General features: G+C 38.2%; 21 protein-coding genes. 10 read left to right on the top strand and 11 right to left on the bottom strand.

Going from position 1 to position 26,412, the window contains the following annotated elements; all coding sequences use genetic code 11:
• Positions 1–225: 225 nt before the first annotated feature.
• Positions 226–360: a hypothetical protein gene (locus NEOC95_RS09460; protein ID WP_283248233.1), complete on the top strand. Its 135-nt coding sequence runs from the start codon at positions 226–228 to the stop codon at positions 358–360.
• A 215-nt stretch (positions 361–575) separates the two neighbouring features.
• Here the strand turns inward: NEOC95_RS09460 and nqrE are convergent, their stop codons facing one another.
• The 4 genes from nqrE to NEOC95_RS01740 form a co-directional block, all read right to left on the bottom strand.
• Positions 576–1,313 (bottom strand): NADH:ubiquinone reductase (Na(+)-transporting) subunit E, encoded by a 738-nt coding sequence (gene nqrE, locus NEOC95_RS01755; RefSeq protein WP_249270136.1) that lies wholly within the window; start codon positions 1,311–1,313, stop codon positions 576–578.
• Positions 1,314–1,320: 7 nt separating this feature from the next.
• Entirely contained in the window at positions 1,321–1,959 is a 639-nt protein-coding gene (gene nqrD, locus NEOC95_RS01750; protein ID WP_213151123.1) for an NADH:ubiquinone reductase (Na(+)-transporting) subunit D, read from the bottom strand.
• Positions 1,960–2,095: 136 nt separating this feature from the next.
• Positions 2,096–3,001, bottom strand: coding sequence for an NADH:ubiquinone reductase (Na(+)-transporting) subunit C (gene nqrC / locus NEOC95_RS01745; protein ID WP_213151120.1), 906 nt, complete (start codon positions 2,999–3,001; stop codon positions 2,096–2,098).
• Between the two features lie 7 nt (positions 3,002–3,008).
• Positions 3,009–4,544 carry a Na(+)-transporting NADH-quinone reductase subunit B gene (locus tag NEOC95_RS01740; RefSeq protein ID WP_213151118.1) on the bottom strand — a complete coding sequence of 512 codons (1,536 nt, stop codon included), beginning with the start codon at positions 4,542–4,544 and terminating at the stop codon, positions 3,009–3,011.
• Between the two features lie 748 nt (positions 4,545–5,292).
• Between NEOC95_RS01740 and NEOC95_RS01735 the strand changes: the two genes are divergently transcribed.
• On the top strand, positions 5,293–6,243 hold the full coding sequence (locus NEOC95_RS01735) for a hypothetical protein (RefSeq protein ID WP_249270135.1): 951 nt from the start codon (positions 5,293–5,295) through the stop codon (positions 6,241–6,243).
• Positions 6,243–6,962, top strand: coding sequence for a ComF family protein (locus NEOC95_RS01730; RefSeq protein ID WP_213151117.1), 720 nt, complete (start codon positions 6,243–6,245; stop codon positions 6,960–6,962). Before NEOC95_RS01735 ends, NEOC95_RS01730 begins: the two co-directional genes overlap by 1 nt.
• A 532-nt stretch (positions 6,963–7,494) precedes the next feature.
• On the opposite strand, the gene NEOC95_RS01725 is transcribed toward NEOC95_RS01730, so the two are convergent.
• The 4 genes from NEOC95_RS01725 to NEOC95_RS01710 form a co-directional block, all read right to left on the bottom strand.
• Positions 7,495–8,772 (bottom strand): leucine-rich repeat domain-containing protein, encoded by a 1,278-nt coding sequence (locus NEOC95_RS01725; protein WP_213151116.1) that lies wholly within the window; start codon positions 8,770–8,772, stop codon positions 7,495–7,497.
• A 283-nt stretch (positions 8,773–9,055) separates the two neighbouring features.
• Positions 9,056–10,114, bottom strand: a complete 1,059-nt coding sequence (locus NEOC95_RS09755; RefSeq protein ID WP_502710268.1) for a leucine-rich repeat domain-containing protein — start codon at positions 10,112–10,114, stop codon at positions 9,056–9,058.
• A 32-nt stretch (positions 10,115–10,146) separates the two neighbouring features.
• On the bottom strand, positions 10,147–10,677 hold the full coding sequence (locus NEOC95_RS01715) for a hypothetical protein (protein WP_213151115.1): 531 nt from the start codon (positions 10,675–10,677) through the stop codon (positions 10,147–10,149).
• Between the two features lie 289 nt (positions 10,678–10,966).
• Entirely contained in the window at positions 10,967–12,175 is a 1,209-nt protein-coding gene (locus NEOC95_RS01710) for an F-box/LRR-repeat protein (RefSeq protein WP_213151114.1), read from the bottom strand.
• Positions 12,176–12,505: 330 nt separating this feature from the next.
• On the opposite strand from NEOC95_RS01710, the gene NEOC95_RS01705 reads away from it, so the two are divergent.
• Positions 12,506–15,583 carry a hypothetical protein gene (locus NEOC95_RS01705; protein WP_213151113.1) on the top strand — a complete coding sequence of 1,026 codons (3,078 nt, stop codon included), beginning with the start codon at positions 12,506–12,508 and terminating at the stop codon, positions 15,581–15,583.
• A 486-nt stretch (positions 15,584–16,069) separates the two neighbouring features.
• Here the strand turns inward: NEOC95_RS01705 and dnaA are convergent, their stop codons facing one another.
• Positions 16,070–17,416, bottom strand: coding sequence for a chromosomal replication initiator protein DnaA (gene dnaA / locus NEOC95_RS01700; protein WP_213151112.1), 1,347 nt, complete (start codon positions 17,414–17,416; stop codon positions 16,070–16,072).
• Between the two features lie 972 nt (positions 17,417–18,388).
• Between dnaA and pseC the strand changes: the two genes are divergently transcribed.
• On the top strand, positions 18,389–19,567 hold the full coding sequence (pseC, locus tag NEOC95_RS01695; protein ID WP_213151110.1) for a UDP-4-amino-4,6-dideoxy-N-acetyl-beta-L-altrosamine transaminase: 1,179 nt from the start codon (positions 18,389–18,391) through the stop codon (positions 19,565–19,567).
• Positions 19,568–19,583: 16 nt separating this feature from the next.
• Here the strand turns inward: pseC and NEOC95_RS01690 are convergent, their stop codons facing one another.
• A complete protein-coding gene (locus tag NEOC95_RS01690) occupies positions 19,584–19,979 on the bottom strand; it encodes a tetratricopeptide repeat protein (RefSeq protein ID WP_039383251.1) in 396 nt (131 codons plus the stop codon).
• Between the two features lie 2 nt (positions 19,980–19,981).
• Positions 19,982–20,428: a DUF5399 domain-containing protein gene (locus tag NEOC95_RS01685; protein WP_166156002.1), complete on the bottom strand. Its 447-nt coding sequence runs from the start codon at positions 20,426–20,428 to the stop codon at positions 19,982–19,984.
• Positions 20,429–20,701: 273 nt separating this feature from the next.
• Here NEOC95_RS01685 and rsmH point away from each other — a divergent pair, with 273 nt between their 5' ends.
• The 5 genes from rsmH to NEOC95_RS01660 are packed head-to-tail and all read left to right on the top strand — an operon-like array spanning position 20,702 to position 26,334.
• Positions 20,702–21,634, top strand: coding sequence for a 16S rRNA (cytosine(1402)-N(4))-methyltransferase RsmH (gene rsmH, locus NEOC95_RS01680; protein ID WP_166156004.1), 933 nt, complete (start codon positions 20,702–20,704; stop codon positions 21,632–21,634).
• Positions 21,631–21,981 carry a hypothetical protein gene (locus NEOC95_RS01675; protein WP_166156006.1) on the top strand — a complete coding sequence of 117 codons (351 nt, stop codon included), beginning with the start codon at positions 21,631–21,633 and terminating at the stop codon, positions 21,979–21,981. The genes rsmH and NEOC95_RS01675 overlap by 4 nt, the downstream gene beginning before the upstream one ends.
• Complete coding sequence (locus tag NEOC95_RS01670; RefSeq protein WP_166156008.1) at positions 21,981–24,023, top strand: peptidoglycan D,D-transpeptidase FtsI family protein; 2,043 nt, start codon at positions 21,981–21,983, stop codon at positions 24,021–24,023. Before NEOC95_RS01675 ends, NEOC95_RS01670 begins: the two co-directional genes overlap by 1 nt.
• A gap of 38 nt (positions 24,024–24,061) precedes the next feature.
• Positions 24,062–25,570: a UDP-N-acetylmuramoyl-L-alanyl-D-glutamate--2,6-diaminopimelate ligase gene (locus NEOC95_RS01665; protein WP_166156010.1), complete on the top strand. Its 1,509-nt coding sequence runs from the start codon at positions 24,062–24,064 to the stop codon at positions 25,568–25,570.
• The gene (locus NEOC95_RS01660) at positions 25,567–26,334 is read left to right on the top strand and encodes an N-acetylmuramoyl-L-alanine amidase family protein (protein WP_249270134.1); all 768 of its coding nucleotides are present in this window, start codon (positions 25,567–25,569) and stop codon (positions 26,332–26,334) included. Before NEOC95_RS01665 ends, NEOC95_RS01660 begins: the two co-directional genes overlap by 4 nt.
• Positions 26,335–26,412: the final 78 nt, after the last annotated feature.

Below are 26,412 nucleotides of genomic sequence, written 5' to 3'. Positions count from 1 at the left end.
AGTTGGTTATCTAGCTTGATTGGTTTCATAGTCAACTTTGCAAGAAATTAAGAGCTTTATAATGATTTAGGCGTAAATAAAGTATAGCGATTTGGGAGAAAAAACGCTCTCAAAATATTACTTAAGCATGAAACATCCTTTAAATCATGTCAAACTAAGTAGCGCAGCTTGTAGAGACAGAGATGGGCTAAAAGCGCTATTTTGCTATTGTCAGGGAAAAGTTTTATGGCCAAAAAAATGCTTGCCGATAAAGAGTATAGCAGGGAAGAGATGAAATTAGAAGCAGCTTTACATGGTATTGATTTAACAATCATTAAAAGATCTAAGCTAAAAGGATTTCATCTACAAGCAAAAAGATGAATAGTAGAAAGAACATTTGCCAGGTTTGGTAAATGCCGCAGCTGAGATTATGAGAACTTACCTAACACCAGCCAAGCATTCCTCTACTTAGCTATGATACTTCTGATGGTAATAAGAATAGTTCAATGAGTTAATTCAGAAAATGCCTCTTAAATAGAGGGGAGAGGGCAAGTAAGCTAAAAGGTATGTTTTTTAATTGTTATAGGCGTGGCTTATCAGCTTTTTAAAGGATTCTCGCTATATATCTTTTCTACCTGGGAAAATGGCATCATCTGCGTTTCTGCCTTTGATGGTTTACCTGTAGGTATGGCTAGCTTAATCCCGGTAAATCCCTGAAAAGCCATTGCCATTAATCCACTCATCATGAAAGTAATGCCCATCCCTCTAAGAGCAGGAATTACCTTCGAAGTGGCTAGCTTTTCACGGATAGCGGCAATAAGTGCAATAGCTAACCACCACCCAAGGCCTGAGCCAAAAACATAGACGAGATTGGCCCAAAAAGGATAATCGCGTGTAACGGCAAAAAGGCAGGCTCCTAGAATGGCACAATTAACAGCAATTAGAGGTAAATAAAGTCCTAAAGACATATATAAAGCAGGGGCAACCTTTTCTATGATGATTTCAAGGATTTGCACAAAGCCCGCAATCACAGAAATAAAAAGTAAAAATTCTAAAAAGCCTAGGTTAATTTGGGAAGCTTCAAGGCCAAAAGCAGAAAGCCAGCTGAGCGCTCCTGCACCAGTAATAAAGCGATGGACAAACCAATTGAGGATACCGGAAATAGTGAGAACAAACACAACCGCTAGGCCTAGCCCATTGGCTGTTTTTAATTTGGTCGAGCAGGCTAAATAGGTGCACATGCCTAAAAAGTTAGCCAAAAGGAAATTTTCGATAAATATCGCTTGAAGAAGAAGGCCTAATAAATTCAAAGGCTCGTAATTTCCCATCCACATAAACTTTTTATCCCTCGTTCTTATTAGGGGTGTTAAATACCCAGATCATGCCGCCTATAATAAAAAACGCCGCTGGAGGGCTAACCATCAGGGCAAAATTATCATACCCATTGGGATGAGTAGCTGTCGCATACCAACTATAGGGAATAACTTGGTAGCCGAACAGCTGTCCAAAGCCGAACAATTCTCGAATACCACCTACTACCATTAGCACCCATGCATAGCCTAAGCCAGCACCTAGCCCATCCATGAATGCACAGAGGGGCCCTACATTTTTTGCCATCCCCTCGGTACGTCCCATGACTATGCAGTTAGTAATAATCAATCCAACAAAAACGCTTAAAACTTTAGATATGTTAAAAAAATAGGCTTGTAAGAATTGATCAATGATAATTACAAAAACAGAAATGATGGCTAGCTGGGTAATCATGCGTACGCTATCAGGAGTAACTTTTCTAAGAAGTGAAACAAACAAAGAAGAAAAGGCCGTTACAAATGCTACCGAAAGGCCCATAGTGAGCGAAACAGAAAGTCTATTCGTAACCCCTAAAGCTGAGCAAATACCTAGTACCGCTACTAGGATTTGATTGTCTCCCCAAAGCTGAGCAGTCAAGTATGAACGAGCGGCTACATTTGTCGATACCATCTGGTCTCTCTCCTTAAGCAAAAGACAGTGTTATATTATTTATCCACAGTTGGATTTTCTTATAATCTTTAATACTATTTGTTTCAAGGCTTGCTTTGTTTATCGTTTAATTTTTAAGGCAGCGAGAGTCTCTTTATCAGCCATGTATTTTTTCTTGTGAAAGAGAATAAGTGTGATGAAGCTTAATAAGAAAGGGGCGATACGGTGCAAGGACATTACGATAGGCATCTGTAACTCCATTACCTGTAAGAGTAGCTCCTGCCATCCCATCAATAGCACTGTTGGCTTTAGGGGTAGTGCCTAAGCTTTCGGCTACTTTGCCTTTGATAACAGTAAGACCGAGCGGCGCTGACTTAAAATCAGTTTTGCCATCAGCGTTCTGCTGAAAGATTTGCTTATTAGGGAAAAGGCTCTGCCAGTAGGCCTCCGAAATGTTGGCCCCCAGGCCAGGCGTTTCTTTCTGATCATACCAAGAAATGCCTATTACCGTGTTGCCATCAGGCTTAATAGCTAGATAGCCATAAATAGCATCCCATAAGCCAAGGCCATTGATAGGTATAACATATCCTTCCGCTGCAGAGTTTATGCTGCTCTCTTTATCAATCAAATTGGGAAGAATCTTGTAAATCAGCATGAGAGGTAGTTGATAGTAACCCGTTTTGCGGTAAGCTACAAGGTAATCATTGTAATTAATTTTTTCTTCCTCAAAAGTTTTGATATTACCCTCTTTGTCTACCAGTAAAGGGATTATGCGTTTGCTATAAATATCAAGCAGCTGTCGGTTGGTAGCCATCTGGGGAGAATTGCTAGGAACTAACCTTCCTTCTTCATAGTTAGCAGAAAGGTACTTCCCTTGAGCATCCTGGACAAGGAAATAATCCTGGTGATCCAAAAGCTTAGCAGCAATCATCATTTGCTTGCTTCTATCTAGCTCTTTGGCCACTTCTTTAGGCTTTTCTAAGACACTTGCCAAAATCGATAAAATAAGAGCGCAGGCAAAACTTAAAACAATCATAAAAAAGATAGTGTAAGTATTGCTCATAGCTTTTTTAGGAATGGATGCGGACACGGCTAATGCTCCTTTTTCTAAAGTGCTTGGCGGCATAGTAGTCAAATAAAGGGGCAAAGACATTGCCCATTAAAATAGCTAGCATTACACCTTCAGGATAAGCCGGATTGATGACCCGGATGACTAAAGTTACCATGCCACAAAAAACTCCATATATCCATTTAGCAAGAGGAATAGACGGAGAAGAAACAGGATCAGTGGCCATAAAAACCAATCCAAAAGCAAGCCCTCCCAATAAAAGATGTTTATAAGCGGGAAAACCAAACTGGGCGGCTGTCCAAGCTCCTTGGCTAGGGAATAAATAGCTTGAACTTAGTTGAAATAAAAGAGCAGTCCCCAATGCGCCCAGCAACATTCCTAACATGGTTCGCCATGAACCAATGCCAGTCCATATAAGAAATAGAGCGCCTAAAAGGCAAGCTAAAGTGGAGGTCTCACCTAGGCAACCTAGTTTATTGCCTAGAAAAAAGCTCCAGTCATGATTATTCCCCAGGCCATAATTTAAGGAAGAGAAGTGATAGGCATCTTCATAATATCCACTGGAAAGACCCAACCCTCCTTCAGCAAGAGGGCTGGTTACAAAGCTTTTTATCTGATCCATAGTAAGCTCGCCTAGCGTGGCATTTTGATGAGTAAGGGAATTCCATTGATCAAAGTGTGTACGGATGGTTTGGATAGTGCTTACATCTGTGCCTATAGCATGAGTAGCAATCGTATCGACATGAATACGTTTAATATCCTGAGGGACATTAAAAATAGCTAATTTCGTCGCTTGTGAATATCCATCAAAGGCTGTAGCCTGCCCTTCCTGATTCATTTTGAGCAGGCTTTCGCGTATGATAGTAGGATTAGAGCCTACCCATACGTCGCCACTCATTTTTCCAGGAAAGGTAAAAAAGAGAAACGCTCGGCATGCGAGTGCTGGATTAACAATATTCATGCCCGAGCCTCCAAAAATCTCTTTACCTAAGACTACACCGGCAGAAACGCCTACCGCTGCCATCCAATAAGGGATAGTGGGAGGAAGGATAAGCACATATAAAACACCTGTAACGAGAAACCCTTCTGAAATTTCATGTTTCCTTACGCAGGCAAAGAAAGCTTCCCAAAAGCCTCCCACTGCATAGGAAAGAAGTGTTAAAGGAAGAAAGATTTTAAGCCCCTCCATAATAATAGGGATATAGCGGCTATTGTATGTAGCAAAAGCCCAATATGCATGGAAATTTTTACTTGCCTCTAAATATTCATTCATTAATTTATAATCGCCGCTACTATAGACATATTTAAGTAAACCGGTGTTCCATATGGCCATCATAATACAGGGTAGCAGAGCAATAACTACAAGGATCATCCAGCGCTTCACGTCAATAGCATCCCGGATATGGGGAGCTCGCCTTGTATTCACAGCCGCTTCGTAAAGAAAAGTATCATTCGCATTAATTAAAGGATGCAGTTTATGAAGAGGCCTGCCTGGTTCAGCAAGCTTTTGGAGGGAACTGAGTAATCGTCTGAGCATATCTATTCCTTGTAAAAATTGGAGGGTACCAAAACTGCAAGAAAAAATTAAATGAAAAAATTTAAATTAACGAAAAGATGAGAAGAGAATGGCCTCGTTAAATTTTTTTGAATTTCAGTGGTAGAGTTTTTATTCATTATTTTTCTATTAAACAATAAAAAGCTAATTGCTCTTAAAGCCTTTGCTGGCAGGTTATATTTTTAAAGATTATAATTTTTAGTTCATCTAAACCATGTAGGGTAAACAGCTAATAGGTTTTTGATTGCCAAGCTTTTGATAAAATTGGTGGGCAGTTATGGATGATCTAACTTTTTGGATGCGATTGCGTAGTCGTCTGCAAGATCAATGATACGCGCAGATAGCTATCTTTTATGTGCTGCAGTTTTTAATTTGCATTTTTTATTCAGCATCAAAAGATTGAGTAACACTGCCCCTGCGATCGCTTACTAAAATACTCTTCATCCAAGAGGTAAAAGCAATTCATCTAATGAAAGCCTGGTTGATTAGTTTGGTTTAAAGAACATTTGTATTTTTGAGGGATAGGGATAGTTAAAGCCTAACTACTGGCTCTAATAGTAGCTAAAACGTTAACTTAAAAAAGTTTGAAAGGGATTGGGATTTTTTCATGTAAAAAGCGTGTTAAGAAGAATTGATTAACATGGCGTCTAGGGACTTATGCTTTACACATACTTGCTGATAATTTATAATTTAACTTTTTTACTTAAATCTAGAGGCTAGGAAGAATAGCATGTGCAAGACGCTCTTTACAAATACAAGAAATAAATTCTCTAATAAATGGGTAGGGGTGGTATTAATAAGCTTAGCGCTCTTTGGTTTAACACGCTTATATTTTAGAATGACCGATGATTTTCGATTATCTAATATTAATTATAATATGCCTTATCGCCATGAATGGGAGGTTCCCTCTCTGCCTAAAGAAGAGCAACAGCAACTTAATAATATTTTGGATCAAAAATTTTACTATGTTGGAAAAGGGGCTCAGTCCTATGCCTTTAAGAGTGCTGACGATAAATATATCCTCAAGTTTTTTAAATTTAAGCATCTTAAACCTTCTGTTTTTATTTCTCTTATCCCTCCCATAGGTCCGCTGAAAGCTTACAAAGATAAGCAAAGAGAGCGCAAGCATAGACTGTTAAATAGCGTTTTTGATGGTTATCACTTAGCTTATAACATTCATGCTCATGAGGCTGGTCTGATTTATATCCATTTAAATAAGAGTATTAACTTACATAAAACTGTGACTATTAAAGATAAAATAGGAATAGAAAGACAGATTGACTTAGATCAGGTACCTTTTATTCTTCAAGAGAAGGCTAATACTACTCGCGCAGAAATGATAACCCTCCTGGGTGCTCACGATATGCCTGGGGTAAAAAAACGCATTCAACAGATCTTTGATCTTTATCTCTTAGAATATCACAAAGGCATTTACGATAGAGATCATGGTGTTATGCATAATACCGGTTTTGTACAAGATAGAGCTATACATTTAGATGTGGGTAAGCTTACAAAAGATGAGCGTATGAAAAATTCTGCTTATAGTAAGCGCGATTTTTTGCAAGTGGTCCATAAGTTGAATACATGGTTTAAATTAAACTATCCTGAATACCATTCTACTATAAATATTTATATGGAGCAGCGAATGCAAAAAATGTTTGAAGAGCTTCCTGTAAGATAATGGCCAAGCTTGGCAATATTTTAGCTGCTTTTGTCGATTTTATTTATCCTTTGAAATGCATGCATTGTGCGGATCCTATTTCCCATGGTAAGGGGGGCCTTTGCTTTAAGTGTGCTCTTCAACTGACACTTATCGATATAGAAGAACGTTGTCCCTGCTGCTTTAGTGTAGAGTATGAACCTGAACATCCTATTTGCTATGTTTGCTTTATGCAAACACCTGTTTTAAAAAAATATGCAGCAGCATTTGATGATCAAGGTGTGGCAGCTTCTTTGATGAATAAGCTTCAGTACGCTAATCAACCCTACCTTGCTCAAGGAGCAGCTGCTTACATGGTTTTACAACTCTTAAACCTAAAATGGCCGTTACCCGATTTAATTGTACCTGTACCTTTAACCTTTACGCAGGGTATCTCACGAGGTTATGACGCTAGTCTTTTATTAGCAGAATCTCTAGGAGAGATAGTGAAGCGCCCCGTGCAATCCCTTTTGCATAAAAGTTTATGGAATGAGGATGAGGAAGGAAAAACAAAGCAGCGAGGAAATTATTCAAATACCCATCCTTTTTTATTAAAAAAAGAGATTAATGTGCAAGATAAGGTGATTGTATTAGTTAAAGATAAGGTGAGGACGGGCCACACCATGAATTGCTGTGCAGAGGTTCTCGGTGAAGGTTTTCCTAAAGCTATTTATGGACTTTCTTTTTGTAAATCCATTTAATGCCTGATCAGTATAGTACCTTTATCTCCACCTTAGAGCTCTTTTTTATCTTCCAAAAAGCCCATCTTCTAGCTTATAGATCCTATCTAAAATAAGAACCTGCTTGTTCATATCTCCTTTAAGGAAAGTACATTTTACCTATTTGCTTATAAAGAGAGGGCATTAATGCTGTGTTCAGTGCTGTTGCGTTGTTTAAAAAACTATGTTTAGAGTTTCTCTAACAAAGAAATCACTTTTCCACCAAGGACGCCTTTAAGTGTCATACATATTTTTAGTTGCTTTTTGAGCAATATAGGTGAAGGAGACAAAATCCCCCAGAAAATATCAGAAATAAACTCCTTAGCCGTTAAGCTTGGAAATAGCGGAATATAGAACGCTGTTGGAAGATTTTTCCTTAGCTTTAGCAGAGAAATAGGCCTTTAGATCCTACGCATCTATAGTAAACCAAAAGCTCTCTATATTTTTAAAACTTTTTAAGCCTATCAATTTATCCTTTTAACGTTATAGGCGAGGAAGGCAGGTGCCTTTTCAGCTACAGCCTAAAACGTTGCTTTAATTCCTCTGGTATGTTTTCCAGCGGATTTCCGTCTAACTTAAGATCTAAATACTCAGGGAGCAGTGCTGTTTCTGCAGGAAGGGAGGTAAGCTGGTTGCTGTTTAAGTCAAGCTCTTGCAGCTGGGATAGCTGTCCTATCCACGCAGGAAAGCTTGCTAGCTGGTTTTTGCTTAAGCAAAGCCATTCCAGGCAAGAAAGCCGCCTAATTTCAGTAGGAAGAGAGGTAAGCTGGTTATTGTTTAAGTCAAGCTCTTGCAGTTGAGAAAGATAGCCTATCTTTGCATGAAGAGAGGTAAGCTGGTTGCTGCTTAAGTCAAGTTTTTCCAGATCCGATAGCTGTCCTATCTCTGCAGGGAGGAGGGTAAGCCGGTTGCTTCCTAATGTAAGCCTTTGCAGCTGGGATAACTGCCCTATTTCTGCAGGAAGGGAGGTAAGCTGGTTGTGGTGTAAGGGAATCTTTAGGAGCCGAGATAATTGACCTATTTCTGCAGGAAGAGAGGTAAGCTGATTATTGTTTAAGTGAAGCTCTCGTAGCTGGGATAATTGCCCTATCTCAGAAGGAAGGGATGTAAGCTGATTATTGTTTAAGTAAAGCCTTTGCAGCTGGGATAACTGCCCTATTTCTGCAGGAAGGAATGTGAGTTGGTTGCTGTTTAAGTTAAGCTCTTGCAGCTGGGCAAGTCGCCCTATTTCTGGAGGTAAAAAGGTCAACCCAATGCTTCTTAAGCTTAAATTCGTAATATTTTGGTCATATCTTTCAATCCACTCTCTGAGAAGTTCTCCTTTTTTTTGTAAAGGCAAATATTTAATTTTCTCTCGATCCAAGTATTCTCTTCCATTAGGTAATGCTTTCCACATTAACAGGCGATTGATGTTCAGCAAATAAGAGGAGTAATTAGGCAGAGTAAAATATTTTTCTTCCTCAGTTACCCATTTAAATTCTAACTCTGCAGGAGAAATCGAGCTAGCTAAAGCGAAGATTTGCCTAAAAATTGCATTTATCTTTGCTGTTTCAGAAAGTCTATCTCCTAGCTTATAAATCCTATCTAAGATAAGAGCCTGCTTGTTAACATCTCCTTGTGGAACATGTACTTTACCTATTTGCTTATAAAGAGAAGGCATGACTTCATTAGCTAGGAGATGATACCATCTTCCACACACGCTAAATAAGGAAGGGCTAGCACACTCTTTTAAAATAGGGACTAATATTTCATTAGGTAAATGTTCAATGGTGATAGAAGAGCTAGGATTCATTGAATGGCGCCTTTAAGTGTTATACATGTTTTTTAAGCAAAATAGGGGAAAGACTCAAAATGTACAAGAAAATATTAGAGAGAAACTCCTTAAGCCGTTAAGCTTGGAGATAGTGGAGTATAGAACGCTGTTAGAAAATTTTTCCTTAACTTTTGCAGAGAAATAGACCTTTAGATCCTACGTCTCTATAGTAAACCAAAAGCTCTCTATATTTTTAACACTTTCTAAGCTTACCAGTTTGCCCCCCTAACGTCATAGGTGAGGAAGACAGGTACCTTTTCAGCTACAGCCTAAAACGTTGCTTTAATTCCTCTGGTATGTTTTCCAGCGGATTTCCGTCTACCTTAAGCTTTAAATATTCAGAGAGCAGTGCTATTTCTGCAGGAAGGCAGGCAAGCTGGTTGTGATCTACGTTAATTATTTCTAGCTGGGCAAGCTGCCCTATCTCTACCGGAAGGAAGGTAAGCTGGTTGTGGTGTAAGTGAATCTTTAGGAGCCGAGATAATTGGCCTATTTCTGCAGGAAGGGAGGTAAGCTGATTATTGTTTAAGTGAAGCTCTTGTAGCTGGGATAACTGCCCTATCTCTGCAGGAAGGGAGGTAAGCTGGTTGTGGTGTAAGTGAATCTTTAGGAGCCGAGATAATTGGCCTATTTCTGCAGGAAGGAAAGAGAGCTGGTTGTTGCTTATGTAAAGCTCTTGTAGCTCAGAGAGTTGATGTATCTGAGCTGGAGAAGCGGCGAGTTGATTGTTGCTTAAGTAAAGCCATTGCAGCTGGAATAATTGCCCTATCTCTGCAGGAAGGGAAGTAAGCTGGTTACTGTTTAGGCCAAACCATTGCAGCTGGGCAAGCTGCCCTATCTCTGCAGGAAGGGAAGTAAGCTCATTGTTGTTTAAGTCAAGTTCTAGCAGCTGGAGTAGCTGTCCTATCCCCGTAGGAAGGGAAGTAAGCTGATTATTATTTAAGTGAAGCTCTTGTAGCTGGGATAATTGCCCTATCTCTGTAGGAAGGGAGGTAAGCTGGTTGCTACCTAAGCCAAGCCCCTGCAGCTGGGATAATTGCCCTATCTCAAAAGGAAGGCAGGCAAGCTGATTGTTGTTTAAGTAAAGCTCTTGCAGTTGAGAAAGATTGCCTATCTCTGCAGGAAGGGATGTAAGCTGGTTGTTACTTAAATCAAGTAGTCGTAGCTGAGATAGTTGCCAAATCTCTGCAGGAAGGGAGGTAAACTGGCTGTTGCTTAAGTCAAGTTTTCGCAGCTGAGATAATTGCGCTATTTCTGCAGGAAGGGATGTAAGCTGGTTGTTACTTAAATCAAGTAGTCGTATCTGAGAAAGTTGCCCTATCTCAGAAGGTAAAAAGGTCAGGCCAATCTCGTTTAAATATAACTCTTCACTATGGTGGCCATATCTTTCAATCCACTCTCTGAGAAGTTCTCCTTTTTTTGTAAAGGCAAATATTTAATTTTCTCTCGATCCAAGTATTCTCTTCCATTAGGTAATGCTTTCCACATTAACAGGCGATTGATGTTCAGCAGATAAGAGGAGTAATTAGGCAGAGTAAAATATTTTTCTTCCTCAGTTACCCATTTAAATTCTAACTCCATAGGAGAAAAGGAACTAGCCAAAGCAAAGATTTGTTTAAAGATTGCATTTATTTTTATTACCGCAGAAAGCTCTTCTTCTAGCTTATAGATCCTATCTAAAATAAAAGCCTGCTTGTTAACATCCCCTTGTGGAACATGTACTTTACCTATTTGCTTATAAAGAGAAGGCATGACTTCATTAGCTAGGAGATGATACCATCTTCCACACACGCTAAATAAGGAAGGGCTAGCACACTCTTTTAAAATAGGGACTAATATTTCATTAGGTAAATGTTCAATGGTGATAGAAGAGCTAGGATTCATTGAAGGGCGCCTTTAAGTGTTATCCATTTTTTTAGTTGTTTTTTTGAGCAATATAAAAGGAAAACATACAATGTACAAGAAAATATTAGAAAGAAACTCCTTAGCCTTTAAGCTTGGAGATAGGGGAATATAGAATGGTGGTAGAAAATTTTTTCTCTCTTTTAGCAAATAAAAACTCTAGAAGATAATGTCTATTGATAGGTTGGAAAATTTTCTATATCTTTACAGCTCTCTGCTCATAGTAATCACTCTTTTAGCTCATTAGGTAATAAAGATACGAAATTTTTGCTTAAAGATTAAAGCGCTGCTTTATTTCATTTGAAATGGATTGCAGTGGATTTTTCTTTAAATTGAAATTTACTCCTTCAGGTAACTGTCCTAGCTCTACAGGAAGGGTATTAATTTGGTTGCTGATTACGCTAAGATCTTCTAGATAAGAAAGCTGTTCTAGCTCTGCAGGAAGAGAGGAAAGCTGGTTGTGGTCTACGTTAATTATTTCCAGCTGAGAGAGTTGCCCTATCTCAGTAGGAAGAGAGGCAAGCTGGTTGTGGTCTAAGCTAATTATTTCTAGCTGAGAAAGCTGCTTTATTTCTGCAGGAAGGGAGGTAAGTTGGTTACTTTGCAAAAAAAGCCACTTAAGCTGAACTAGATGAATTATCTCTAAGGGAAAAACAGCAAACTGGTTGCTGCTTAAGTCCAAGTCTTGCAGATAAGCTATCTGTTTTATCTCCGAAGGAAGGGAGGTTAAATAGTTATCGTTTATGTTAAGCTCAATCAGCTGGGATAGCTGGCCTATCTCAGCGGGAAGGGTTGTTAACTGGTTGCTGTTTAAGGTAAGTTGTTGCAGTTGGGATAGCTGTCCTATTTCTTTTGGAAGAAATGTTAGCTTATTATTTTCTAGGTTAAGATGTTTTAGCTTGGATAAGTGCTGTATTTCTGGAGGTAAAAATGTCAGGCCACTTCTTGTTATCCCTAGGCTAGTAATATCTTTGCCAAAACTTTCTATCCACTTTTTAAAAAGTTCCCCTTTTTTTTCTAAAGGCAAATATTTGATTTTCTCTTGATCTAAGTACTCCTTTCCACCAGGTAGTGCTTTCCATATTAACAGGCGATTGATATTCAGCAGATGAGAGGAGTAATTAGCCAGAGTAAAATATTTTTTTTCTTCAGTTACCCATTTAAATTCTAATTCTAAAGGTGAAAGAGAGCTAGCTAGAGCAAAGGTTTGCTTAAAGATTGCATTTACTTTAGCAATTATAGAAAGCCCATTTTCTAACCTATAAATTTTGTCTAAAATGAGAGCCTGCTTGCTAGCATCTCCTTGAGGGACATGTACTTTACCTATTTGCTTATAAAGAGAAGGCATAACTTCGGTAGCCAACAGATGATGCCATCTTGTACAAACGCTAGACAGGGCTGGAGAGGTACAATACTTTAAAATGGAGACTAATATTTCATTAGGCAATTGCTCAAGGGTGATAGAAGAGCTAGGATTCAATTTTACGACCTCTTTAAGATTTATGCATATTTTTAGCCTTTTTAGTGCTAAGTTCTATAGGGAGTAAGTAAAAGATATAAGAAAATGCTACAAGTATACCTTTAACCTTTAATCTTGCAAAGAAAGAAGTAGGCTTATTTAAAATCAAAGCACAATATAACTTTTAGTATCAGGGTAGATTAACATCTAAAGAAATGCCAGGTAATCTAATAGGATAGAGAGATTAGATCATTCTCTTGCTTCAAAAGAGTTCATAAGAATTGTTCTTAAATAATTGATTATAATATACTAAAAGGCGCCTATTTAATCTTAATATTTAGGAGTGCTAGCATGACGCCTTACCCGGGGATAGAAAAATCCATTCTTAATGGTAATCCCAATCAGCAACTGTACTCGAAAGAAAAGGTAGTTAATAAAAAAAATTCTCAAGACTTAAAAGTAACTTTTGAGCAGCTAAAGAATTCCCCCACCGAAAAAGCGCGTAGCGCTAGTTTTTCTCGAGTCCTATCTGGTAAAGCTAGTGTATCGGAAGCTTTTAAGTCTGTACAAAATACTATTTTAAGAAAAGAAGGAGAGCATGAAGATTTTTTACCTTCTACATCCTCTATTAAGACAGATACTAACTGCTATTTAATGGATTTAGAAAAAAAAATTCGGTTGGTCGTTAACAAGTTTGGCGATGAAAGTAGAGGAGAATTAAGATTCTTTTTAGTAGAAATAAAATCTCTTTCTCAAATGCTTTATAACGAATTATGTTCGGATGGTAATCTATTTTATTCTCCAAGGAAAGTAGTATCGATTGGAGTGACCCTAGGTGATTTTAGCCAATTTTTGTTCAACCTAAAAGTTCAACCCTCAAAGGGCCATGATGCCATTGCTAGGACGCTTAGAGAGTGCCTTCTTATCCTGAAAAAAAATCATCAAGTTCCTGTACAAGAAGGATATGATTATAAAAATTCTACCAATGAGGCCAATTTAGTTAAATGGATAGCTTTAAAAGAAATAAGTCCTTCTGTAGTAAAAAACCTTATTGCTTATCAAAATGCTATGGGAGCATTAATAGAATTATTAGAAGAGGAAAAAGCTTTTATTGCCACTCACCGTACCATTCGGACAGATTTTAGGATAGATGGTGTGAAAAGCCAGGCAGTCATTCAAATGATAAAGACGTTGCATACAACGCCGCAACTTGCCACGATATTATATGATCTTAGCCGTGGTGTAAATCGCACCTTTGAAGATGAAGCTGACAGAGGCACAGATGGGGAGCTAAACAGCTTAGATAAAGCAGCATATAGAATAAAAGAAGAAGAGCGCAATAATTATTTTATCATGCGTTATCATGAAATTATCTATTCTTTAAAAGCCATTCAGGCAAATATAACTGAGCGCATCCAATTTGAATATCCTCTAGACAAGTATTATGTTAATGAAGAAGCTCGGATTAAGCTAACAAGCCTCCCTGCAAAAAATCGATCAGAGCTGGCAGACTCAGAAAAAGCTGCTTGCCTTGCTATATCTTCAACCTCTTTGCCTGGAAAGTATAAAATTTTAAATTCTTCTTTAGAAGAAGGTGAACCTTTTTTCAATAGCCGTTCAATCCGTAAAAGTCTTCCCTCTCCTTCCTCTAGCGATAGCTTAATGAGGCATCCTCGCATTGAGAATAAGGCTAGCAAGGAAACAAAACGCCAAAGCCTTCCTACCCTCGAAATAGCAGGGATTGAAAGAATAAAAAGCCTAGAAGAAAATCTTCAATTTATTAAAGAAAATTATAGGGATATGTCTAAAAATGAGCTTATTAAAGAAGCTCTTAGCGAAATGATACTTCTTGCTGAGGCAATGATAGAAAGAAATTTAAAGGATTTTTCCTTTACATCTGCTCGTAAGCGAGGCTCCATTGGGCTTACTCCCTTAGATTTCAGAGAAGTTTTATTCAATGCTGAAGTAAAGCCTTCTGAAGAGCATAACATCATCGTCGATCTTTTAGCAGGCTTTCTTATGGATTTAGGAAAAAATCGAAAGATTCCGGTAGAGGGCAAAAAATCCTCTACCAATGCGAAAAATCTATTAAAATGGATCGATGCTGCTCAAGTGAGTCGATCTCCTATCCTTAATCTCTATTTGTATCAACAAGCGATGCAAAAATTAGTGGCTTTAATTGAAAATGAGAAGAGAGACTTTGCTTTTTCAGGCAAGCTTCGCAATATTATTTTTAAATGGGAGGATCGTAAAGCAGATTCTCTTAAAAAAATGGCAAAAGATTTGGACACTTCTATCCAAATCGCTTCTCTCTTGAATGAAATTAATCTAGGACTCAGACGGGCTTTTGGGGATACTGTGGCTGCTTGGGGTGAAAAGGGGACGGATGAAGGAATCATTAATTATGTTAGATTAAGGTATGAGCAGATCATCAACTCTTTAAAAAATATTGCCACTAATATTGATGAACGTATTAGGTATGAACTGTGGATCAGCAAAAAGTTTCCTGTCTATTTTCTAGAAGAAAGAGAAAGTAAATGTCTTAAAGAAAAAGATGAATATTTGCAAGCGGATAAAAATGCTTTAGCGGCTTTTAGATTCAATGAAAATTTAGGCAGCGTGGGAAAATATATTACCTCCGCAAGAATGACTCAGGCTGGTAAAGCTACCGAATGGCTCTATGTACTAGAATCTAAGACATTAAAACTTATTGCAGGTCGTCAAGATCTTTTGATTTACGGTAGCTTGAAAACCTTAGCGGAAGTAAAAAACTTTTTTGCCGATTTTATTAAAAAACTTACGCAACAGCTAGGATATGAGCCGCATGAGATAGAAGCCCTTCTCGAATATTTCGCTATCGATGGAAATGATTCAGGAATCATGCAAGGCGCTATTATAAAAGGATGTGAACAATTTTCTAAGATGTGCCAAGAGGTCGTCTATCCTCGAGAAGAATTTGCTAGCTTGTTAGCTGTCTTAAAATTTGTGCATCAGGCTAGTGCTTACGCTTATGGGCCCTCTACTTTAAATTATCTGCACGAAAGGTTAATGGGTCAAAAGCTGCTAAGTTCTTTTAGAAGCTCCTCGCCTACCAAGCCTACAAAAAAATATGAAATTCGTTTTGAGGAGGAAAAAATCATTTTGCGTGCTAAAGGAATCTATAATGTAAAATTGTTAGACGCTAAAAAAGCTATTCTTTCGGATAACCAGGTTATGATCAAAGAGTATCTCGAATTTAAAGTAACGCGTGATCAGCTATTAATTGCAGAGAGTTGGAATGAAGCAAGCTTTATAGAGATCGTACATAAAGAACACCTTTCTAAAGAAGTGCAACACCATTTAGATGTTTTGCAAATTAATCTTTTTAAAAATAAAATGCCTTTTAAAGTGGAGAAAACCTATGGGTCTTTAAAAACAAAAAAAGGGTAAAAAATCATAAATTTTTACGATAAGTCTTTTGAAGTTAAAGGGTTAATCGCTAAGCAAAATTTTTTCCCTTTATGATTGCCTATCTAAAAAGCAGCCTTTTTAAGGTTCTTTAAGGAGTGAAAAAATTGGATTTAAGGAATAAAGTTTTTAAAAGATTAAATATATCAAATGGCAATCCACGCGAGCTGGAGCCATTTTTTGATCGATTTATTATTAGATGAACTTTAGCTGGGTGTCGGTAAAACCTGTCCTAACCCAGCTGCTTTAAATTTTTAGAGGAAAGTAGCTAATCTTAAAAGTTGTAAGTCTTTAAAAACTTGTTAAGATTTTAAGGCAATGAAATGGGCACTATGAAAACCTTTCTATATAGGTTAAAGCTGTTTGATGATCCATCATTTACAAAATTTTATTTGTAAAAGAGCTTAACTAAGCTTTTTTGTTAGGTAATTCCTTGGAGCCAAGGTTTATTCATAGCGAGCTTTTATTCTAAGCATGAATGTTGCGCTCAACCATGCTAATTTGCCGCCTTAGAGTTTCATCAGCGGTGAGCTTTTTTTCAATGTTTTTGCAAGCATGGAGAAGGGTAGAGTGAGTTTTATTAAAAGCAGCCCCTAACATTTGCAGAGATTCATTAATCATTTTACAGGCCAGATACATGGCTACTTGGCGAGGGAGCGCGACTTCTTTGGTACGCATAGAACCTTTAAGATCACTCACCCGTACTTGGAAGATAGCGGCTACACTTTTTAAAATCTGATCGACGGTAATTTTATGACGGGGCGCATGCTGAAGCATTTCGCGTAAAGTTTTTTCCACAAATTCTTCTGTAATATGAAGATTCAACAGTCGACTATGGGCGCTTAAACGATTAAGGGCTCCCTCTAGTTGCCGGACATTATTATAAATATGCTCAGCAATAAAGAAGGCAACTGCATTAGGAATTTCTAAACCTTTTTGCTGGGCTTTATGTTGGAGAATGGCTACCCGCGTTTCAAGCTCCGGTACGCCAATATGGGCGACTAACCCCCATTCCATACGAGCGATCATACGCTCAGAGAGTTTTAGTTGGGAAGGAGGCTTATCACTAGTAATGACAATCTGTTTATTTTGATTAATGAGGGTTTCAAAAGTATTACAAAATTCTTCCTCGAAATTCAGACGGTTTTGTAGAAACTGGATATCATCCACTAATAAAACATCGACATCCGAGCGATAAAACCTTTTCATACGATCGACAGATTTGTTGCGTAAGTTATCGACGAGGTCGTTAATAAAGGCTTCCGTAGTAATGCATTGAACCCGTAATTTCTTATTATTTTGGCGAATGTAGTGCCCAATACTATGAAGAATATGCGTTTTACCTAGGCCCACACCTCCATGAATGAAGAGAGGATTGTAAGATTGGCCTGGGCGAGCAGCAATCCCTATGGCAGCAGATTTAACAAACTGGTTAGCAGGCCCTTCAATAAATGTTTCAAAGCGGTAGTTAGGGTTTAGCTTCACTTCATAAGTTTGCTCTTCTACTGGCGGGGCATAGCTTGCGGGCACGCTAGGAAGGGTAGAGGAGGTTTTCTTAGCTGGCGTTGCCAATTTAAATTGAATAGAAGGCTCGCCGTTGGCATTCACAGGCAAAAAAGCACAAAGTTCGCTATGGAAATTGGAAAAAAGGTATTCTTTTACAAAAATGTTAGGGATCTCAAGAATTATTTTGTCACTGGCATTTTCTATTACGCGAATAGGAGAGAGCCAATTGCCAAAAGCTGTGGCGGAACATTTTGTTTTTACACATTCTAGAAATTGAGTCCAAATATCTTCTGTCTCAAGAACTAACATAGTTTGGATCCTTAATCAAAAATTACAGTTCAAAGGGGCAAGCGTTGGGAATAAATAAAAATCCCTTAACGGGAGCCAAGCAGCTATTTTAAAGCTCTTATTCTACAAAAGGACAATAATATAAGTCCTGTAAAAACTGCATTTAAGTTATAAACAACGTTTCCACAGGATGTTCTGGAGGTATTTCGTTGGAAAAAGCTACCATGTGGCTGCATTGCCTGCAAGAAAATTATCATCTGCTTTTGGGGTATTTAGCATTAAATCGCTGAAAATCAGATACCGCGGCAATAAAAAATATTTCCTTCCCAAGTTGCAAAAAATTTGTTTTTATAACCTTCTCTTAATTAGCAATTTGTGAAAAAAAGCTGAAAGGATCTATGTTCTTAAGCGATGGTTTCTAGCAGCTTGCAACAATAAATCTTTTGCGGATAGGGTATTGAGCTGGTTTTATTAGGGGTAACCTAGACATTCGATAGAAATAAAGGATAAATAATATCATTAAAATAGTAAATGGTTTGTAATTATTTTTTTAAATAATTTGAAATACTTTCATATTCTAATAATTAAACTTTAATAAATTTTATTTTAAAATATAAATTTTTAAAGTGTGGATTTTTGCTATCACATTTAAGAAGGATTGTTTATCTAGCGGCATTACTTGTGTAACATTCAAAAAAAGTCTAAATCCATGAGCCTTTTGAGGAAAAGAGATAAGCTGACTCCTGCTCGTTTATAATCCGTAGAGCCCTACATTTCGAGAATAGATCTTTCTCGTTTCTTAAACAAGAGGTTAACATGCTTATTTTGTTTATGATTTCAAGAAATTAAATTATATGGTTGTCTGGCAGTAAAGAAAAAAAGAAGGAGCAAAAATGTTAAAAAGGTTTAATTGTAGCTTGACACCTCTAAAAATATCCTTCATTGTCTGATGACAATTTGTCAAACACTGTTTAGTAGGTTTTGTTAAAAGTTATGACTAAAGAAAATTTTTTGCCCTATACCAAACCATCCATCAATCAGATTGATATTCATGAAGTAACTAAAGCTTTAAATAGCGATCATCTAACACGCGGCCCTCTGGTGGAAGCTTTTGAAAGTGCCGTGGCTCATTATTGCCAGGTCAAATACGCCGTTGCTTTCAATAGCGGAACCTCCGCTTTAATGGGTGCTTATTTTGCAGCAAACTTGCGTCAGCAAGACTCTCTACTCACCACACCTAATTCGTTCGTAGCCACCGCCGGAGCAGCAGTACAACGAGGAACTACCCCTGTCTTTTTAGATATTGATTGCTCTAGCGGAAATTTAGATTTACAGCAGCTAGAATATAATCTTGCCCGTCCTTCTTCACGCGGTCGCATTTGTGTTGCGCCTGTCCATTTTGCTGGCATACCTGTGGATATGCAAAAAATAGATCAATCTATTCAAAATCCTGAGACTGTAGTGATTGAAGATGCCGCCCATGCTTTAGGATCTACTTATTTTACGGGAGAAAAAGTAGGCTCTTGCCGATGGAGCGATATGACTATCTTTAGTTTTCATGCGGCCAAAACAATTACGACAGGGGAAGGAGGGATGGTTACGACAAATAGCGAAGATTTTTATCGTCGTCTTAAGTTATTTAGGAATAATGGAATTGAACGCGAGGCGCCTTATTTACAAGGAGAGGCAGCACCCTGGTATTACGAAGTGCAACATCTTAGCGGTAACTATAACTTTACAGAATTGCAGGCTGCCCTAGGATTGAGCCAAATGGCACGCTTGGATAGCTTTGTGGAAAAGCGGCGACAATTGATGAAAGCTTACCGTGCCTTACTAAAAGAAATTCCTTATCTTCATTTATTTGCAGAAAATTTCGATGCCTACAGCGCTTATCATTTATGCGTGGTTCAAATTAATTTTAATGCTTATAAAACTACCCGCACACAGGTGATGAATAGATTGCGTGAAAGAATGATTGGAACGCAAGTTCATTATATTCCTATCTATAAGCATCCTTACTTTATAAATCTTTGCGGAGATATTTCGGACTATTTTCCTAAAATGGAGGCTTATTATTCTCAAGCTCTTTCTTTGCCTTTTTACTATGATCTTCAAGTAGAAGAAGTTGAAAGAGTGGTCAATACGCTTAAAAAAGTCTTACAAGGCGAGTAGTAAATAGCATTTTTAATTAGCTATGTGCTAAGATAAGTGCTTTTGCCACATTAGAAATCGCGGCATTAGCTTCATTCTTAAGGATATTAGCAACTTTTAAGCCTTCTTCCTTTTTACCTAGCATAAACAGAGCCTTAGCCAGATTTAATAAAGTAGGTGAATGGTCACCTTCAATTTTTAAAGCTTTATCAAAGCATTTAAGTGCTTTAGCTGCGTTATTGCTTTGCAAATACAAAGCTCCTAACGTCTGAGCATCGTAAGCACTTTCCGGGTCTAATACACATAAAGCTTCAAAAAAAGGCAGGGCAATCTCATACTTGCCTTGGCGAATATAGGCATATCCGGCAGAACGCATTTCTTCTAAAATTTCTTCCGACCAGCCTAAAGATTCTCGCCAATTAAGTTTGTGCATAATTATCCTTGTAAAAACTGGCCTACTCTACCTACAATAAAGTTTAGCCAATTGTTTAATTTTTCAATTTCGCGAAAACAGTTTTTTAAGGTCTCTTTTTCTTGCTTCTCTTCAGGAGTACGACACAAAATTTCTTCTAGCTTTTGCTCTTGCAGGGCTTGTTCATCAAATGAACCAAAACTGGGAATCACACGATACGAGAAGGGAGAGCGGCGCATAAAGCGAAAACGGGGAGGAGGAAAGAAATAAGCCCAGGGCGTGTAAAGGGGAGCAATGCCTAGCAGCACATCCAGTTCAGTAGGTTTAGGATAAATATCTAAAACTTGCAATTGTGCAGGTATACTGGCTGCTTGATCTAGCTGAAATTGTTGGTTAATCTGCTCGATCATTCGCGTGCGAATCGCATAGAGATTATAGACACTAATGTCTAACTTATCAATCGTTGCCATAGAAACTCACTCTTTTTTATATGATAGCCTTGCAGCGTAAGAGCCTACAAGCAGATAATTCATCCTATTTTAAGCCCCAAATACTATTCTAGCATGTTTAAAATTATTTAGCAAAACTTGACAATTGGATGAATAGCTAATGGAGTATAAATGCTTTATATAAATGCTTTTTAATCGTATGCTAATTGTTTAAAAATATTGCCCTGTGTAGATTAATATTTTCCCCTAATCTTTTGCCTGCATTCTATAAAAAAACTTTAAGGATGTTTTTTCATGTCGTCTTCTCCTCATTTTTCCGTTCTGTTACCTGAATTCTTAAGTTTTTTTGCAGATAAAACAATTCACGGTTTTATTGATGCCACCTTGGGTGCTGGCGGCCATTCGGCTGCTCTTTTGCAAGCTCATCCAGAAATTAAGCGGCTGATTGGGCTCGATCAAGATCCGGTAGCTTTAGCTATAGCCCAAAGCCGATTGATAACTTGGGAATCGAAAATTGATTTTATTAAGCTTAACTTTGTTCACATGAGATCTAGCCTCTCTGCTTATTCTGTCCCCATAGATGGCATTCTTTTAGATTTGGGTGTCTCCTCCATGCAGCTTGATACCGCCTCTAAAGGTTTTAGCTTTTCTAAGGAAGGGCCTTTAGATATGCGAATGGATCCTTCACATAATTTGACTGCTGAAGAGATTGTAAATACTTGGTCCGAACAAGAATTAGGAAAAATATTTCGCGAGTGGGGGGAAGAAAAGCAGTGGCATACAGCCGCACGCATTCTGGTAAAAGTGCGCCAGGAAAAACCTTTAAAAACTACCCAAGATTTAGTGAAGGCTCTTCTACCAGCTTTACGTTATCGGGCTAAAAAAGGTATCCACCCGCTTACTCTTATTTTCCAAGCTTTACGTATTGCCGTTAATCGAGAGTTAGAGGTCTTGGAAAAAATTTTACCCGATGCACTTTCACTTTTAACTCCTGGCGGAAGGCTAGCGGTGATAACTTTTCATAGTCTAGAAGATCGCTTAGTAAAAAATTTCTTTAGATTTGCAGCAAGCGATAAATATGAAACATCAGGGGTGGGCGGTATGTTTTTGGATAAGGCTCCTGAAGCACATATTCTTACCCGAAGGCCTTTAGTAGCTAGCGAAGAAGAGATAAACCTGAATCCTCGAAGCCGTAGTGCAAAATTAAGAGTGATTGAAAAAATATGAAAAGATGCGAAAGTAATTTTCAAGGGTTGATTATAAAGCTTTTTATATGTGTAGTGCTTGCCGGTCTAGTTCTTTATACTTATATTTTTAAGCAAAATGAATTAACAGAATTGCGTATGGCAATTCCTTCATTAGCTAAAGAAGTGCGCACAATTCATGAAGAAAATAACCGTTTAAAATATGAGATTGATCAATTTGAAAGTCCCATTCATCTTATGGAGCTGATGCGGATGCCCGAATTTAGTGCTTTAAAATTTGCTTATAATTCGCAAGTCATTGTTTTACCTTTAACCTCGCCAGTTCCAGGCAAAGACTTCGCTGATTTGCAAGAGGAGAATTGGCCTTAATGCCTGTACGACCTCCACTTCCTCCTCAGGCCAGTGATCGAAGAAGGCTATTGTTTGTTGCCTTTTTTATCATTTTTTTATTTTCTTTACTTGTGGCTAAGTTTTATATGCTGCAAATCGCCGAAGGAGAAAAATGGACGCACCTAGCTAATCGGCAGCATTATTTTGTTGTTAATGAACCTTTCTTGCGTGGAAGATTTATCTCTAATACAAGTATACAGAGAGCCCATCCTGAAATTGAACAAGCTTTTGTCGTCGATATTCTTAAATTTCATTTGCATGTAGACGTTGAATCTATTCCTTCTCAGCATCATGCTGAAATTGCACAAAAGCTTATCCAAATCCTTGATCTTCCTGCTGAAGAACATTCTCATCTATGTGAACAATTTGGATATAGAAGCCGCAATAGAAAGTTAAAGATGTGGCTAGAAAAAGAAACCCGTGATGCAATTTTAGACTGGTGGATGCCCTATGCTAAACGAAATAAAATTGCCCGCAATGCTCTTTTTTTTGCCAGTGATTATCAACGGTCGTATCCTTTTGGAAAATTACTTGGCCAACTTTTACATACAGTGCAAAATCAAAGAGATGAGGTTACAAAGCAAGCAATCCCTACAGGTGGCTTAGAGCTGTGTTTTGATCATTTTCTTAAAGGAAGGATGGGAAAACGGCGATTAATGCGTTCTCCTAGAAATGCGTTTGAAATGGGCGAAGTTATTGCCAAGCCTCAGAATGGAGCCGATGTTTATTTAACCATTAACCATTGTTTACAAGCTATAGCAGAAGAAGAGCTTGAAAAAGGAGTAAAAAATGCTAAAGCTAAAGGGGGGTGGGCAGTGATGATGAATCCTTTTAGTGGCGAAATATTGGCGTTGGCCCAGTATCCTTATTTTTATCCTCCCCATTATCAAGATTATTTCAATGATCCCCAAATGATTGAGCATACTAAAGTAAAAGCTTTGACCGATACACTTGAACCTGGCTCTACTTTTAAGCCTATCATTCTAGCAATTGCTTTGAAAGCAAATATAGAATTGCGTAAAAAAGGGGAAAGTGAGCTGTTCGATCCTCACGCGATGATGCCTACTTCCAATACTTTTTTTAAAGGACGTGGTAAGCCTTTGATAGATACTCATATGCACCCTTATCTAAATATGTATATGGCTATTCAGAAATCCTCTAATATTTATCCAGCAAGATTAATGGAAAAAGTGGTTGAACGGCTAGGGGCTTCCTTTATCCGCAATCATTTAACCGAAACATTTGGCTTTGGTGCTAAAACTCAAATTGAGCTTCCTGCTGAGAGTGCAGGAGTGGTTCCTTTACCGGGCAAAAAACATCCTAATGGCAAAGATGAATGGTCTATTTCTACCCCCTATTCCTTAGCGTTTGGCCATAACATTCAAGTAAATAGCATTCAGCTGCTTAGAGCTTTCGCTGTTTTTGTTAATGGAGGATATCTTGTACAACCTACCCTTATCCGCAAAATTGCTAGTAATCCTGAAGAAGGCACTCAAACCATTTTTGTAGATCATACTGATATAGGCAGGATTCAGCAATTTCCTCAGGTATTAGAGAAAGAATGCTGTAGTGAAATAGTAAAAAGCTTAAAATACACGACTAAGGTGGGAGGTACGGCTAGACGTGCAGATGTGCCAGGATATTCTGAAGCAGGCAAGACTAGCACCGCAAAAAAAATAGTCAACGGTGCTTATTCCGATGAACTTTATTGTCCAAGTTTCATCGGTTTTACTCCTGCTGATAAGCCGGCTTTTATTCTCCTTGTTACCCTAGATGAGCCTCAATATGGTTACACACCAGGAGTAGGGTCATGGCACCATGGGGGAACTTGTGCTGCCCCAGTGTTTTGCGAAATAGCTAAGAGGTCTTTAGCCTATTTAGGTATAGCTCCGGATGATCCCTACGGTTATCCAATAGGGGATCCTAGACGTTGCCAAGAAAAAGCAAACTGGGCGCATGAAATTAGAGAGTTGAAAGAAATGTATGAAAAGTGGAATAACAAAGAGCCTGGAAAAACTTAGGTGATTTAAATGGCTGCGAGGAGAAGTGCGAGTTGAGAATGAAACTAAAAAAACTATTAAAAAATATTTCCGTGCAAGCAGTTAAAGGCTCTAAAGAAGTTTTTATAACCGGAATTTGTGCCAATTCTAAGGTTGTAGCTCCTGGCAATTTATTTGTTGCTAAAAAAGGCCGTATGAATGATGGCGCTCACTACATTCATGAAGCTATTGAGGCAGGAGCTAGTGCTATCTTGACCGACATCTTCGATCCCTCCTTGCGCTTTATCACTCAAGTTATTCATCCTCAGGTGCCTGTAGTAGAGCCTCTTTTAGCAGCTCATTATTATCAGTTTCCTAGTCAAGAGCTATTCATGGTAGGTATCACCGGTACTAATGGAAAAACTACCACTTCTTTTCTTGTTAAGCATTTACTAGAACATTTAAAGGTACCCTGTGGGCTTATAGGGACGATTGAGTATATTATAGGTAAGCATCGTTACCAAGCCACTCGCACAACGCCCGATGTTATTAGTAACCATAAGTTGCTAAGAGAGATGGTTTTGCAAAATTGTAAAGCTGCGGTCATGGAAGTAACTTCACATGCTTTAGATCAAGGCCGGGCAGTAAATATTGAATATGATGTGGCCATTTTTACTAATTTGACACTTGATCACTTAGATTATCATCAATCGATGGATAACTATTGCCAAGCTAAGCAAAAACTATTTCAAACTTTAAACCCTGAGAAAAATAAGACAGGGAATAACTTTCCTTGCACGGCAGTGATTAATATCGATAGCCCTTGGCATCAAATGATGGTAAAAGGCTGTAGAGCTAAAATTCTGACTTACGGGCTAAGCGCTGCTGCAGATGTACAAGCTAAAAACATAGTCCTAACCTCTTTTGGTACAGACTTTACTATCGGCTATGCTGGGGAGGAAGTCGCCTGCCACTGTCCTTTAGTAGGGCGTTTCAATATCTATAATTGCTTGGCCGCTATCTGCGTAGGCCTCGTAAGAAAAGAGCCTTTGAAAAAATTGGTAGAGATTATAGCCTCTTTTCCAGCCGTTCCAGGTCGCATGCAAGCGGTCTTTAATGAATTAGGGTTAAATATATTTGTTGATTTTGCTCATACGGATGATGCTCTTACAAACGTTTTAGAATGTTTGCAAGAATTTAAGCAGGGCCGAATTATTACTGTATTTGGATGCGGAGGAAATAGGGATGCTTCTAAACGCCCAAAAATGGCACAAGTGGCTGAGAAATTTTCCGATTATTGTATTGTGACTTCCGATAATCCACGCTTTGAGAATCCTCAAACTATTTGCCAGGAGATTGCTCGAGGGTTTAATCAAAAGAATTGGGAAGTAGAAGTGGATCGATACGAGGCTATTAAAAAAGCAATCTACATGGCTAAGCCAGCGGATGTGATTCTTATTGCCGGTAAAGGCCATGAAGCCTATCAAATTTTTTCCTACAAAACCATTGAATTTGACGATAGAAAAATTGCTGCTCAAATATGTTTGGAAAAACATAAAGATGAAAATGATAAAAAAATAAATTTATGATAAAAAATTTTCGAAATTGTCTATGGATTTTTTTGTTGCTAAGCCTTGGAGGGTGTAGATGCCCTTCCAAAGAGCTTTCTAGCCAACCTGCTGTGCATTCCGCCCCTGTAGCTCAGTTTCCCTTTGAGAATAAAATGGGCATAAACCCACCTCTAAAGAATATTAAAAGGTCTAGGCTTTCTAAAGCTGCAATGATTGTAATAGATGCCGGTCATGGCGGAGATGACTTTGGTACCCGTTCTTTATCTCAACCCAAATATCATGAAAAGTTTCTTAACCTCACTACCTCTTTAGCTTTAAATGAGTTTTTGCAAAAGATGGGTTATCAAACTAGGCTGACACGTTCAAATGATGAATTTATCTCTTTGCAGAAGCGAGCAAATTTTGCAAATGATCAAGATGCTGATCTGTTTGTAAGTGTGCATTATAACTCCGCGCCGGCCAAGCAAGCCGATGGCATTGAAATTTTTTACTATAAATCAGATATAAATAAAAAGCGTTCAACGCAATCTAGTCAATTAGCTTCTTCTATTCTAACGCAGGTAATACAAGCTACGAAAGCTAAATCCCGTGGAGTAAAAGAAGGAAATTTTGCAGTCATTCGAGAGACAAAGATGCCTGCTGTACTAATTGAAGGAGGCTTTTTGACGAATGAAAAGGAAATGAATAAGATTAAAGAGCCAGCCTATATTAAGAAGATTGCTTGGGGTATTGCCAAAGGGGTGGAAGCTTATCTAAACGAGCGCGCTGTTTCTTTGCCTTAAGAAGGGCTTTTTTTTAAAGAAGATAACTATGCATCATTTTTCCTTAAATAAAGTAACAAAGCGCCCTCTTTCCAATGC

The sequence above is a fragment of the Neochlamydia sp. AcF95 genome (assembly GCF_018342455.1).
In the GTDB taxonomy this organism is placed as follows: domain Bacteria; phylum Chlamydiota; class Chlamydiia; order Chlamydiales; family Parachlamydiaceae; genus Neochlamydia.
Note: the sequence above shows the minus strand (reverse complement) of the source record. Positions and strands in the feature narration are given on the sequence as shown.